This is a genomic window from Porifericola rhodea (genome assembly GCF_030506305.1).
Taxonomy (GTDB): domain Bacteria; phylum Bacteroidota; class Bacteroidia; order Cytophagales; family Cyclobacteriaceae; genus Catalinimonas; species Catalinimonas rhodea.
On record NZ_CP119421.1, the window covers coordinates 2,092,499 to 2,106,030 of the forward strand.

Annotated in this window: 14 protein-coding genes; 8 read left to right on the forward strand and 6 right to left on the reverse strand. The window is 41.7% G+C overall.

Annotated features, from left to right (window positions below; translation table 11 throughout):
- Nucleotides 1-56: 56 nt before the first annotated feature.
- Nucleotides 57-1,319, reverse strand: a complete 1,263-nt coding sequence (locus PZB74_RS08580; protein WP_302242146.1) for an aspartyl protease family protein — start codon at nt 1,317-1,319, stop codon at nt 57-59.
- Nucleotides 1,320-1,642: 323 nt separating this feature from the next.
- On the opposite strand from PZB74_RS08580, the gene PZB74_RS08585 reads away from it, so the two are divergent.
- The gene (locus tag PZB74_RS08585) at nt 1,643-2,227 is read left to right on the forward strand and encodes a HupE/UreJ family protein (protein ID WP_302242148.1); all 585 of its coding nucleotides are present in this window, start codon (nt 1,643-1,645) and stop codon (nt 2,225-2,227) included.
- A gap of 77 nt (nt 2,228-2,304) precedes the next feature.
- A complete protein-coding gene (locus PZB74_RS08590; protein ID WP_302242149.1) occupies nt 2,305-4,641 on the forward strand; it encodes a M1 family metallopeptidase in 2,337 nt (778 codons plus the stop codon).
- A 124-nt stretch (nt 4,642-4,765) separates the two neighbouring features.
- Here PZB74_RS08590 and PZB74_RS08595 read toward each other — a convergent pair whose 3' ends face one another.
- Nucleotides 4,766-5,143: an STAS/SEC14 domain-containing protein gene (locus PZB74_RS08595; RefSeq protein WP_302242151.1), complete on the reverse strand. Its 378-nt coding sequence runs from the start codon at nt 5,141-5,143 to the stop codon at nt 4,766-4,768.
- A gap of 316 nt (nt 5,144-5,459) precedes the next feature.
- Here PZB74_RS08595 and PZB74_RS08600 point away from each other — a divergent pair, with 316 nt between their 5' ends.
- From PZB74_RS08600 to PZB74_RS08610, 3 genes are all read left to right on the forward strand, one after another.
- Nucleotides 5,460-6,203, forward strand: a complete 744-nt coding sequence (locus PZB74_RS08600; protein WP_302242154.1) for a ferritin-like domain-containing protein — start codon at nt 5,460-5,462, stop codon at nt 6,201-6,203.
- Between the two features lie 21 nt (nt 6,204-6,224).
- Nucleotides 6,225-7,049: a ferritin-like domain-containing protein gene (locus PZB74_RS08605; protein ID WP_302242156.1), complete on the forward strand. Its 825-nt coding sequence runs from the start codon at nt 6,225-6,227 to the stop codon at nt 7,047-7,049.
- A gap of 103 nt (nt 7,050-7,152) precedes the next feature.
- Complete coding sequence (locus PZB74_RS08610; RefSeq protein WP_302242158.1) at nt 7,153-7,338, forward strand: twin-arginine translocase TatA/TatE family subunit; 186 nt, start codon at nt 7,153-7,155, stop codon at nt 7,336-7,338.
- 380 nt (nt 7,339-7,718) lie between these two features.
- Here the strand turns inward: PZB74_RS08610 and PZB74_RS08615 are convergent, their stop codons facing one another.
- Nucleotides 7,719-8,156 (reverse strand): PQLLE family protein, encoded by a 438-nt coding sequence (locus tag PZB74_RS08615; protein WP_302242160.1) that lies wholly within the window; start codon nt 8,154-8,156, stop codon nt 7,719-7,721.
- Between the two features lie 591 nt (nt 8,157-8,747).
- Here PZB74_RS08615 and PZB74_RS08620 point away from each other — a divergent pair.
- From PZB74_RS08620 to PZB74_RS08630, 3 genes are all read left to right on the forward strand, one after another.
- Nucleotides 8,748-9,098: a hypothetical protein gene (locus PZB74_RS08620; protein ID WP_302242161.1), complete on the forward strand. Its 351-nt coding sequence runs from the start codon at nt 8,748-8,750 to the stop codon at nt 9,096-9,098.
- Between the two features lie 420 nt (nt 9,099-9,518).
- Nucleotides 9,519-9,998, forward strand: a complete 480-nt coding sequence (locus PZB74_RS08625; protein ID WP_302242163.1) for a GyrI-like domain-containing protein — start codon at nt 9,519-9,521, stop codon at nt 9,996-9,998.
- Between the two features lie 156 nt (nt 9,999-10,154).
- On the forward strand, nt 10,155-10,664 hold the full coding sequence (locus PZB74_RS08630) for a DinB family protein (RefSeq protein ID WP_302242166.1): 510 nt from the start codon (nt 10,155-10,157) through the stop codon (nt 10,662-10,664).
- A gap of 133 nt (nt 10,665-10,797) precedes the next feature.
- Here the strand turns inward: PZB74_RS08630 and PZB74_RS08635 are convergent, their stop codons facing one another.
- The 3 genes from PZB74_RS08635 to PZB74_RS08645 form a co-directional block, all read right to left on the reverse strand.
- Entirely contained in the window at nt 10,798-11,868 is a 1,071-nt protein-coding gene (locus PZB74_RS08635; protein ID WP_302242167.1) for a M42 family metallopeptidase, read from the reverse strand.
- 233 nt (nt 11,869-12,101) lie between these two features.
- A complete protein-coding gene (locus PZB74_RS08640) occupies nt 12,102-12,707 on the reverse strand; it encodes a hypothetical protein (protein WP_302242168.1) in 606 nt (201 codons plus the stop codon).
- Nucleotides 12,708-12,869: 162 nt separating this feature from the next.
- Complete coding sequence (locus tag PZB74_RS08645) at nt 12,870-13,214, reverse strand: hypothetical protein (protein ID WP_302242170.1); 345 nt, start codon at nt 13,212-13,214, stop codon at nt 12,870-12,872.
- Nucleotides 13,215-13,532 lie beyond the last annotated feature (318 nt).

A 13,532-nucleotide genomic window follows, 5' to 3' on the forward strand; every position in this document is an offset into this window, starting at 1 on the left:
GTAGATAATACGAGGTTTGTGCGGTAAAAAGAACAAAATGTTTTATAGGAGTTGAGCTATAAAACTCGCTCCAGGCGAAACGATTTTTTAAGCACTTTGCCATTGCGTAATACTCTTACTCTAATTTTTTTTCCAGGTTTTTTGTGGACAAAGGCGCTGTACAGTCCCAGATTTAATTCCGGTGGGCGCCGGCCATTGATTGAGAGAATCATATCTCCCTCCCGAAGGCCTGCACGCTGGGCAGGAGTATCTGCCGTAATTTTGGAGATGTATAGCAAACTAAGCAATGGGCCCGTAGCAATAAGCTCCATTCCACTCATATTATATTCAAAGTCTTTACCGTAGAGGCGGTTTTTCTTGAGGTACATCTTCTGGTTAGCATAGTCAAATACTACCCGAAACCGCTTAAGTATGGAGCCGCCGATATTTCCGTTATGCAAGGTTCTGGACTGTGAAGGTAAGAGCAGGCTGCTATCTTCAGGAAAAGAAGTAATGATACCCTCTAACTCATAATCAGCCATTTTTAGATTGTCAACTCTTGCCATAGCACCATAAATCTCTCCGCTGAGTCCACGGCCCAGATAGCCTTCCAGCCGCTTATCTGGCACTTTAATCCGGGGGTGGGAGCCTGTATTTAACAGCAGGGAATGGCTGGCTCCGGTATCCACCATTAGTTTTACTTGTACATACACACTATCGTTAATTTGGAGTTGAAGATTACTGAGGTAAGGCTTAGTATCTTCTATTGTCATGTCTAACTCACGATAAGAGCGGCGTGGTTTAAAGTGTTCCGGGCGGTGGAGTATAAGGTTTTGAGTAGAATAATCTACCTCTACCACAAAGCGGCTAAATAATTCGTAGCCTAATATACCATGTATGCGTACACCCAGGTGGTTATCCAACTGAAGGTAGTCTTCCTGCAAAACCAGCATCGCGTTACCCTCGGCTTCTACTCCCTCAGGAAGTGTAAAAGAAACATTATTACTGACAAACGCACTCACCTGCCCCTCTTTACCCGCTCCCAACAGGTGTATTACCCTATCATTGGGGCTGGGAATACCTTCTACATAAAGGTCGTTAGTTAAAATAGCAGTACGAACTCCAGTGTCCAGTATGAATTTAAGCTCTTCTTCGCCTTCATTGATCTGTACAGGTACCACAATCAGGTTGCTGTGCATCTCAAAAGGAATCTCTACGCGTTTAATCCTTTTATTAACAATACGAAACCCCCGGTATACAAACTGCCCGTACACAGCATGCGATAAAGCCCCTCCACAGGTCAGAATAATTAGGAGGGTATATCGTTTTATCCATTTCATACGCTTTGGGGCGAGCCGGAAAATTACAGGGTTAATGTGCTGAGTGTCAGAATAAATACTACACGTAAAGTCTGTATATAACAAATATTTAGAAGAAAAAATTACGGTCTTGGTAGAGTTTCAGTAAGCTTATATCCAGCTGCTATATTTTTAGGAACCGCCACTTTATAAAACATAGGTGAGAACTTCTGCTAGATATGCAACCTCTTAATAAATAAACAGGCAAACGCTTAAGGAGTTTACAAAGACTATCGTAATGGTATGAGAGAAAAAAAGAATGAATTTTTTAGATTTGCGATTCACATTAGCCTATACCTAAGTTTATGTCAACTTTCTCGCTTTATTTCCACCTTGGTCTTACGCACATTTTAGATATAAATGGTTACGATCACATACTGTTTGTAATAGCTCTTTGTGCGATCTACCTGCTTAACGACTGGAAGAAAGTCCTAATAATGGTGACCGCATTTACACTAGGCCACTCTATTACGCTGGCAATGGCTACCCTGGATCTTATTAGCGTAAATGCCTCGTTAATTGAGTTTTTGATTCCCGTTACCATCTTTATTACAGCTCTAAGCAATATATTTAAAAAACAGCCCGGACTTACACCACAACGTAGCCGAATAAATTATGCCTTTGCTCTTTTCTTTGGTCTTATCCACGGAATGGGCTTTTCTAATTATCTGCGTAGCCTGCTGGGAAAGGATGAAACCATAGTGATGCAACTATTGGCTTTCAACATAGGTTTGGAAATTGGGCAGATTGTTATCGTGCTTATCTTTTTGGTGCTGTCATTTGTCTTTGTCAATATTATACAGGTGGCGCGCCGCGACTGGCGTTTGGTCATTTCCTCGGCAATTGCAGGAATCTCCCTTATCTTGATGATGGAAACCAAATTTTGGTAGGCTTTTAACCTAATCAATAGAATTTTATTTTGATATTTGTGTCGTAAAAAGTATTGTTGGATTATATAACTAGTTTTATGAGATATTTACTAATCAGCCTAATGCTGGTGTATGGTTTTATACTGCCTGCTACTGCGCAGAAAAACCAACACACCAATAAGTTTGAGCAACTGGGACCGGCAGAGCTGCCTACTCCTAATGTATACCGCGCTGGCTCAGGAGCTCCCGGTCATAAGTACTGGCAGCAACGTGCCGACTACAAGATAGAGTGCGAGATCAACGACGAAATACAGCGCCTTACCGGCTCAGAAACAATTACCTACTACAATAATTCTCCCGATCCTCTGGACTATCTGTGGGTACAGCTGGATCAGAACATGCGTGCTAAAGACTCTGATACTTATAAAACACAGACAAATAGCATCGCCGACCGTATGAATGTAAACAATCTGGAGAGCATAGTAGGTTATGATTTTGACGGAGGGCATAAAATTCAGTCAGTGAAGGATGCGGCAGGTAACGATATCCCTTACACGGTTAACCGCACCATGATGCGGGTAGACATTCCAGAGACGTTAATGCCTGGTGAGAAAGTAACTTTCTCTATAGACTGGTATTACAACATCAATGATCGTGACCTTATGGGAGGCCGCGGAGGTTATGAATTTTTTCCTGAAGATGGTAACTACCTTTACACCATCACACAGTGGTTCCCTCGTATGGCGGTGTATGACGACCACAATGGCTGGCAGCATAAGCAGTTCCTGGGTCGTGGCGAATTCGCCCTTACTTTTGGTGACTATGAGGTAGCTATTACCGTACCTGCCGACCATATTGTAGCATCTACCGGTACACTGCAAAACCCCGAAGAAGTATTAAGTGAGGAGCAACGTGAACTGCTGGAAAAATCTAAAACTGCGGATAAGCCTGTAATTATTGTAAGCCAGAAAGAAGCGGAAAAGAAAGAGAAGTCTAAAGCCAAAGACAAAAAAACCTGGATTTACAAAGCCGAAAATGTAAGAGATTTTGCCTTTGGTAGCTCTCGTAAGTACATCTGGGATGCAATGGGCGTAGATATAGACGGGCGTACAGTAATGGCTATGTCGTATTACCCTAAAGAAGCTAATCCTCTTTATGAGCAGTACTCTACCGAAGTGGTAGCACATACGCTCAAAACTTACTCTAAATATACCATACCTTACCCTTACCCTAAGGCCATTTCTGTGGAAGCTTCTAATGGTATGGAATACCCCATGATCTGCTTTAACTACGGAAGGCCTAATCCCGACGGCACATACTCTGAGCGCATTAAGTACGGTATGATAGGCGTAATCATACACGAAGTAGGACATAACTTCTTCCCCATGATTGTAAACTCAGATGAACGACAGTGGACTTGGATGGACGAGGGGCTAAATACCTTTGTACAATATCTGACTGAGCAGGAGTGGGATCGCAACTACCCTTCTCGTCGTGGGCCAGCCTTCAAGATAGTGCCTTACATGAGTGGCGATAAATCTCAGATTAGCCCCATCATGACTAACTCTGAGCAGGTGCAACAGTTTGGCTGGAATGCTTATGCTAAGCCAGCTACCGCGCTCAATATTCTTCGCGAAACCGTAATGGGGCGCGAGCTGTTTGACCATGCTTTTAAAACCTACTCTACCCGTTGGGCATTTAAGCATCCTGAGCCTGCCGACTTCTTCCGTTCTATGGAAGATGCCTCAGGAACTGATCTGGACTGGTTCTGGAGAGGCTGGTTCTATACTAATGATCATGTAGATATAGGTATACAAAACGTAAAGCATTACCAAATTAATACGAAAGACCCACGTGTAGAAAACCCTATCGCTCGTGAGAAATATGAGGAACAGGAAAAACACGTCAGCCAGATGTATAACAAAGAAGATATAGAAACTACCGCAATAGAGGCTGACCCAGGTTTGCGCGATTTCTACAACTCTTATGATCCTTTTGAAGTAACAAAAGAAGATATTAATGCTTACAATGAGTTTGTAGCCAGCCTAGATGATAAGGAGCGTGAGCTACTTAAGTCAGGAAAGAACTTCTATGAAGTAACTTTTAACAATATTGGCGGTATAGTAATGCCTATTATATTAGAGTGGACTTTTGAAGACGGTTCTACAGAAATACAAAAGATACCTGCAGAAATCTGGCGTTATAATGCAGAAGTGGTGACTAAAGTATTTGCCAAAGACAAAAAAGTAGAGCAGTTGCGCCTGGACCCTTATCGTGAGACTGCGGATACTGATGAGTCTAACAACTATTTCCCTCAGCGTGCGGTACCCACTCGTTTTGAAATTTATAAAAACAAGATGAATGCCAGAGGTACATCAGGACCAAACCCTATGCAGAAAAAAAAGAAAAGCAATACTACAATAGGAAGTAACTAAAGCTACCAGGCTTAATTATGATAAAACGATAAAAGCGGTCTTTCATGGCCGCTTTTTTTGTATACAGTAAAATATAGTCAACCATGGGTAGTATTAGTGTTACAATAGAAAAAGCGAGTAATGTTTATGCAGCCTGTTCAGCGTAATACTGATACACCTTATCCTCGGTGCTTACCGTTTTAATGCTAAAAGAGGTAAACATGCTCATAATTTTTGCGCCTGCCATAATTAGTTTAGAAGTAGTGACTACCCATATATTTTCAATCTGACCACTAAGCTCTACTATAGTTTTTTGCCATGATGTCCTGGCCAGAGGCTCATAATCTGTCATTTCTAACGCATGGAAAATGAGCGTAAACTTTTCGTTTTTCTTTTCCTCAAATAGTTTTTTCCATTCCGTAATCGCTTTAGTAGCCTCCTTGGCCGTCAAAATACCCTGAAATGTAAAAATAAGGTAGTACCTCTCATGGTGCTTTATAGAGACTAAACATGTATTCTTCATAGTAATTGTATTAAATTGTTAAAATATATTACTATTATAATATTTAATCTGATAATAATAAAATTTTTAGTTACTTTTTCTTAAAGAATATGCTTAATGGGTATGTGTAATATGAGTATATTTAGCCATAAAAGTATGTGGCTAGTTCGCAGAAGAAAAGTATCAGATGCCCATACATACAGAGAGTTCTTTCTAAAAAGCTAAAACATTTTGAGCTGAAGCTGTGCCCGCATAAAAAATCTTTTTCACCTCAGACCAATCCGCCTGGGGGCTGTGCTTCGTAAGTAGAATACTTTTTAATTAACAAGCACATATTATGAAAAAGAAAAGGATTAAAATATCACTTTCTACGCCTGCTGGTGAAGGCGCAACCAACCGAAGACAATTTATTAAAATGGGTGGAGCCTCCCTGGCTATTGGTGGCCTTCTGCTAACAGGCTGCGAGGATGATGACGATATGATGCCCAACCAGCCCGATGACGATAGCGAAGTATTTGATCTGGGTAGTGGTGATGTAGGTGTGCTCAACTATGCCTATGCTCTGGAGCAACTAGAGGCTGACTTTTATACTCGTGTAACTAATAATTTTTATGTTGGTATTACTGCCGAAGAAGAGCAGGTACTTACAGACCTTTATCACCACGAAGTGATCCATCGCGAATTTTTTAGAACTGCTATTACCGCTGCAGTAAGTGACGCCTCGGAGGTGCTTCCTGATCTGGAATTTGACTACGGAAACCTTGACTTTAGCAACCGAGATGCCGTACTGGCTACTGCCAAAGCATTAGAAGATACCGGAGTAGCAGCTTATAATGGAGCAGGCAAGCTAATTACCACTCCTGACTACCTATTAATAGCAGGTAAAATAGTCTCTGTAGAGGCACGCCATGCTGCGGCCATTCGTAGTCTGATCAACCCGGACTCTGCCGACTTTGCCGGAGATGATGTGGTAGATCCTGCCACTGGCCTTGATGTGGCTAAAGCCCCTTCAGAAGTGCTCCCCATTGCTGGACAATTTATCACTACAGAATTTACTGCTAACAACTTACCCTCCTCATAAGACTCAAAAACGTATTAGATTATGAATATCATAAATTTTTTAGACCATTTTACAAGCGAAGAACTATCTGCAAAAAAGGAAGTGCAGCGTGCTGTATCTCGTCGCCAGGCATTTACCCAAATGGGTAGCCTGAGCAAAAAGTTAGCAATGGCCGCCGCTCCTCTGGGAGCAGTTATGCTGTCTTCTAAAAAAGCAGTCGCGCAAAGTACTAATAGTTCTGTGCAGGCTTTACAGCTAGCACTTACCCTGGAGTACCTGGAAGATGAATTTTACCGCAAAGCACTAGAGTCTGGAGTAGTTCCGGCAGGTACCAGAGCAGAAAAAGTGTACATGCAAATCTCTAAGCATGAGGCGGCCCATGTAGAGTTTTTAAAAGCAGGGCTAGGAGATAATGTAGTAGATAAGCCTGCTTTTGACTTTACGGCGGGTGGCGTATTTGACCCTTTTAACGAAGGAGGCATAGGCCAGCCTACGGCTTACGCCCAGCTACTCGCTTTAGCGCAGGCCTTTGAAGATACAGGAGTACGCGCCTACAAAGGGCAGGCTGCTAAGCTTATGGATACTCCGGAATTACTTACCGCAGCTTTGCAGATACATTCAGTAGAGGCAAGACATGCTTCAGAGATTCGTCGTTTAAGAGGGCTCAAAGGGTGGATTGTACAAAACAATCGTGGAGAGGGAATGCCCGAAGCTACACAGGCTGTGTACAATGGCGAAGAAGTAGTAAGCCAGGTTGGTTATGATACGGCTCAGGAGTTTGGTGCCGATGCGGGTACTGAGGCTTACGACGAGCCACTCTCCGGCGAGGATGCAACGGCCATTGCCAGCCTGTTTATTGTGAGCTAATACTGGCAATTTAGTTATTCTTTCAAGCAGGGCTTTATTGAAGCCGGAGAATGAGTACAACAAGAGTACAGCTCTATTTTTTTGAACATTAAAACAGTAAGATATGGATACTATACTATTATTTGTAGGAGGACTGGGAGGATGGGAGATCTTTCTGATTCTGGCTATAATCATGGTGTTTTTTGGTGCCAAGAAAATCCCTCAGATTGCCAAAGGCATGGGGCAGGGCATCAGAGAATATAAATCGGCCATTAGTGGCCTGGACGAAAAAGAAACCAAGGACTCATGATGTATGCTAGTGGGGAGGTTGAGGTATGCCAGTAGGGGCATATAGTTTAAAAAAAGTGCTTCTGTAATGGGAGCACTTTTTTTTTATCAGCCAATATTACAAGCAAAAAAAAACGTGCACCGACCCCGGCACACGTTCTTTGTTAACTCAAACTAAATATACCTATGCTAATCTATTGCGAAAATCTATTGACTATGAAGGTACTACTATACCCAATGCTTCCAACTGCTGTATATCTTCACTGAAAGCAAAGCGTGCAGCCTTCATAAATTTGCTCATCCACTATTGTAAGGCTTTACGTTCCGCATCGCGGCGAACTTTAGCCATTTGTTTAGCACTCTTGCAGAGGTTTTGCTCTATACGCGCTTCGGTTATCGCTTCTACCTGCAAAAGCTCTTCCGACTAATACCCCTTTGCTCCAACTGCTCTGCTACCAAACCGGCATGCATGTAAAAAGCTTTAGCCTGCACTAACCACTCTGCAAGGTTTTTCTTCCGCGTACCTCCCAGCTTCATCTCGTTCCAGGCAAAGCTATTCGGGCTTACTAACATGCGTGCTACCTTCAGGTAGATCATATACTGCTTATACGCTCGCTGGTAAGCTTCTCTAAGCCTTTGTGTACTTTCCTTTTGGTTATTCTCTTTCTGTTCACGGTTTTGGTGCAGACTTATCGTAAGCTTCAGCAAATTGTTTCCGTACAGAATTGCTTTATGATCATAGCCTAGCGGAGTCATTGCTTTAATGATCACAGGATTATCCAAAGCTCCACTTAGTACCAACTCATAGCTATCCAACTCAGTGTTAATCCTTTTTGTCATTTCTAATTGTTTAAATGAACAACACAAAAATACTGAGTATTTTAGCTATATGCATAATCGCAAAATAGTTAATAATACACAAGTGATATTCTGGTAAAATTGTGAGATTGATAATCCACTAAAATCAATTCATTTGTCTTGCTCTATTAGTAAGGAGTACTGATTGTTAGTGCATTTACCTGGATTTGTCGCATTTCAGTACTGTTTTGCACGGGGGATGTATGAACGATGTAATAAGCACTATTGCAATTTTCTTCGGTATGTAAGGGCGAAGTAATAAACAGGCCTCCTTAACAATTAGGGTAGCCTTCCTCATAATCTGTAAACAGTGATATGGAACAAATCCGGACAAGTGAAGAGTATGGTGGCCTTTACTGGCAATACTTTTTAGTTTCTAAAACACAAATTCTGCCCCGATAATGTGCTGCATATAACTGTACTCCTGTATATAGCCCTAATAAACTTATAGATGATGTTGATCTGTAAACAACAGGGTGTACTCAAAAAGTAAGTAAGGAAATACTCTAATGCGAAGATTACGTATCTTAATGCTAATCATATGTCGGATTGATCACTAATATGTGCCGAACCATGAGTAAAACAAACAGAAAAGGTGTGATAGGAGCTATCCTGTTTATTACTATAAGTAATTTACTCTCGCCTGCTATCAATCTGTTTACAGAGGGGCTGTTTCAGTTTTATCATTATCAGTCTGTCAATGCTGAGTTTGAGTTTGTAGCTATCCCGGCTAAAGGAAGAGATACCAAGGTAATGGAAGCCCAGTTTGCCGACTTCTTATCCTACCATAGTACTATAGAGGATAAACAACTCTATCGTACATTCAGAAAAGATTTCTGGAAGTTCTGGAACTGGTATGCCTATTTGTTCCGCGATGTTTACCAATACCCATATATAGAAAGAACCTGGCCTCTCAATGAATAGAACGATCAGCATACCATTAGGTGTGCTGACCAGTCTAATAGCTACCAGACCTTGGCCCTGCTAAATGCTATCTAAAGCTAAAAACACAAGTTATAGAAGTACAATTGAGATTGGTCTGTACTGCTAAAGCCATTACTGTACATGCAAACTAAAATGAAAAAGTATTTATCACTAATGAGTAGAGCCAAACGATCATTACAAATTTTATCTACATTGTAATAATTAAAAATAAGCGCAGCCTGCTTATGCTAAGTTCCCCCCTCACAAAGAAATTTCTCAGCCATAAACTCTTGAGGCTACTGTACCAAGAATTTGTTTATTGTAAAACATATGGCTCGTTCAATATAACTTTTATCCATTTCCCTCCTCTTCAGTAAAAAGAATCGCATCTTTGAGCAACTGTCAGTAAAACCTTAAACGATGCATCTTTATATAGAGAAAATACCGGGAATCTTATTAGTAGGCCATTGTATGCAGACGTCACATCAAGAGGAGCAGACTACTACGCTCTGGCAGGGCTTTATGCCTCGCAGAAAAGAAATTAGTGAGCTGAGTAGCTCTGATTTATATTCGGTGGAGGAGTACGATGAGGATTTCTTTCTTAACTATGCTCCGGATCGCAAATTTAATAAATGGGCAGCCTGCCCGGTTAAACGCATAGTGGCACTACCCCAGGGCATGGTTTCAATTACTATTCCTGCTGGCTTATACGCCAGAGTGCATTATCAGGGTAAAGGAAGTGAAGCAGCTTCGGTTTACCAGTCTTTCTTCCAGACTTGGCTTCCTGCTTCAGGCTATATGCTGGATAACCGGCCTCACTTTGCCCGTATGGGAGAGAAGTACAAAAACGAAGATCTGACGTCTGAAGAAGATCTGTTTTTTCCTATCCGCAAAACCTAGAGGCAAGTCACCTTATAAGCTGGGTAATAAAGTAGGCAAAACAGACATAAGAAAATATCGCTTAACTTTTCTGAAAGCTACTGACATAGGGTTGTCACCTGCCCCCTTTTACTTTGGGGTATCAATACATTTTTTAACACCCTAAATATTTTCATCATGGAAAACAGTAGTACACAAGAAGCAGCAGTAGCCCCTCAATTCATCAGCCCGCAACAGCTATTACAACACTGGCAGGGCCATCGTCGCCTTACCCGCCGTACGATAGAGGCTTTTCCAGAAGAAGCTTTTTTTACGCATACCATAGGCGGTATGCGCCCGTTTGCAGCCATAGTTATGGAACTGATTGGTATGGCAACCCCAGGTATGAGAGGTCTGGTAACAGGCAAATGGCAAAAGGCAGAAGATGTGTTTAAAGAGCAGCTTATGCCCAAAACCAAAGCAGAAGTATTGGCAATGTGGGATGAAGCTACTGAAGAGATAGACCGCCTGTGGGCACAGCTAAAGCCTAGCCGTTTTCAGGAAATAGACGAAGCTTTTGGCGAATATAAAGACCATAACTATGCTACTTTGCTGTACTTTATAGATAATGAAGTACACCACAGAGGGCAGGGCTTTGTGTATTTGCGTTCGTTGGAGATTGCCCCTCCAAATTTTTGGGAAAGGTAAGTTTTGCCTGAAGTTCACCGGGCCAGTAAGAAGACTTCAGTAACAAAAAAAGGCCTTCTTTAGGGTATTCAGCTTATAAAAAGCTAACTCTAAGAAGGCCTTGATATGTTTGTCTACAAATGGTTTTCAGTTATTATTTAATATACCTGAAATCGTGCTCATTAGGTAGTTGCAGTAAGAATTCGTACATCAGATTAATTACGTTTTCTACATCCTCCTGATGGGCCATCTCTACTGTAGTGTGCATGTATTTTAGAGGTAAAGAGATGAGCGCTGAAGCTACTCCTTCGTTAGAATACGCAAAGGCATCGGTATCTGTACCTGTGGCTCTGGAGGCAGAAGCTCTCTGAAAAGGGACTTCTTTACCCTCGGCTACTTCTATAATCATATCCAGTAGGTTATTCTGCACCGCAGGGCCGTAAGTAAGCACAGGACCTAAACCTGCTTTAAGGTCGCCACTTACTATTTTATTGTACATAGGCGATGCGGTATCGTGGCACACATCCGTGATAATGGCCACATCCGGCTTAATGCGTTGGGCAATCATTTGTGCACCACGCAGGCCAATCTCTTCCTGCACCGCATTAACTACATAAAGGCCGAAAGGTAGCTGCTGCTGATTTTCTTTCAGGCGTTTGGCAACCTCAGCTATCATAAAACCACCAATACGGTTATCCAGCGCCCGGCCTACAAAGTAGCGATCGTTAAGTTCAGTAAAGTCATCTTCAAAGGTAATGACTGAACCTACGTGTATACCCTTCTCCAGAACCTCGTCTTTGGAGCTGCATCCGCAGTCTATGAAAATATTTTTAAGAGAGGGCGCTTCTTCGCTTTTATTATCTCTTACATGAATGGCGGGCCAGCCAAACACTCCTTTTACGATGCCTTTTTTTGTATGAATATTCACTCTTTTAGAAGGAGCGATCTGGTGGTCGGAGCCCCCGTTACGGCGCACATAGATGTACCCCTCTTCAGTGATAAAGTTTACGAACCAGCTAATCTCATCGGCATGGGCTTCAATAACTACTTTGTATTTAGCATCAGGGTTAATTACCGCTACAGCAGAACCATATACATCGGTAAAATAATTATCGGTATAAGGTTTAATATAATCTAACCAAAGTTGCTGTCCTGATGATTCAAAACCGGTAGGTGAGGCATTATTTAAATATTTTACTAAAAACTCTTTACTACTCTGATTCATAATCTTAATTGGTTTAAAAATCTGTGTACTACTTGAGGAACGCAGTCTGTCTGGCTTTGTTAGCTTCCTGAGGTCTACTGTTCCGGCTAAGCAAAGCTACAAAAGCCGATGAAAAAGAGTAAACAGATAAATGAGGTAAGCGGGGTAAAGAAGGGAAGAAGCTGAAATTTTACTCCTAATAGTAGAGAGTAGTTAAAAAAAAAGACCAGGAAATAAGCCTGGCCTCTGTAATACTATTGGATAATAATGTCCCACTGAATATCCACATCTGTCTCTCCATTGGTAGAGTCAGAAGTTTCGGACTTAATATTGGGCTGATGCTTTAAGATGATGCGAAAAGTACCATTAGCCGCTTCACCGGTAGTCCATTGGGTTTCCAGCCCCAGAGGATAACCGTTCTCATCATTATCGTCTTCATAATTAACGGCATCACCACGATTGCCAGCTCCAATATTGCCATCTCCGCTGGGGTCAGTAAAGAGCCCATCTGTCCAGCCGAAGAAGAACATATGCTCGTCGCTTTCGCTAGCTACCTCTTCGGAAATGTCTTCTACATCATCTGGGTCTAGCGCGTTTAGTAATTCAATCTCCATTATGTAGGTGGTATTCGCAGCCAGCTCAATATCTGTAAGCACCGGGGCGTCACTACCTTCACCATCGGCATCTACCCAACTAGCAATGATTGGGCTTCCACCACCCTCTGGCATAAAAGTAAGGGTGACATTAGTCACTACTTCTTCCTCATTTTCCTCGGGTGGTACATCATCGTCTTCACAGGCAGTAAACAAAAATACAGCTGATACCAGCAATACATAAACTGCATAATTCATCCATTTCATAGAATAATTGGTTTAAGGGAAAAAATAAATTAATAAAGCTTGAATCCATTCATACAGAGGCCGGTTTATTACTGCCTGGGCTTTAAAAAATGGGACTATAACTATAGCCTGGGAATTAAGCCTTTAAGTATAGCATATGAAGAATACAGACAATAAAGACAGCTAGCACCTGACGGGAGGTGCACGAGAGCTTAGCTTGTTAAGGCTTTCTGTATAAGGGATATGATATGTTGGAGTAGCAAAATCGTATTCAACAAAGCTGAGAACACTGGCTATTTTGTAATATGAAGGAGCTGCATCTTGTTTTACCCACCAATCGCAGAGCAGGCAGCTGTTGTCAGAAAGTATAGAGTGATCTTGGTGTAGATGTATGGTTGCCTCAGGCTCCTCATGAGCTGTATGGCTCAGCAAATGTAATGGCATACCTACAGTATAGAGCAGCAACAAATGGACTAGTACTCCTCTGGCAATAGCAATCTTTAATATGTGCAGGTATGATTGCGGCATAAGTCAAAGGTAAATAAGCTGTAAGGATAATAGCAAACTTGCTTCACTAATTAAATAAACGACCAGTTAGAATACTGGTAAATTGTATTATAGCATTCTTCTCCTGCATGTAAACAAGCTTGCAGGACATATGGTATAACATTTGACATGAGGGAAGTACATATAGTTATCTTGGTTTCGGATGTGAGGTATATTGTCATTTCTGAAAATATATCGGAACTTAGCCATGCCTCTTTGCATTTAGCAAACAAACATTTAAACTGAATACACTATCACCGCTAACACATCCGTTAGCACTATAACAAGGTGAATAACTAC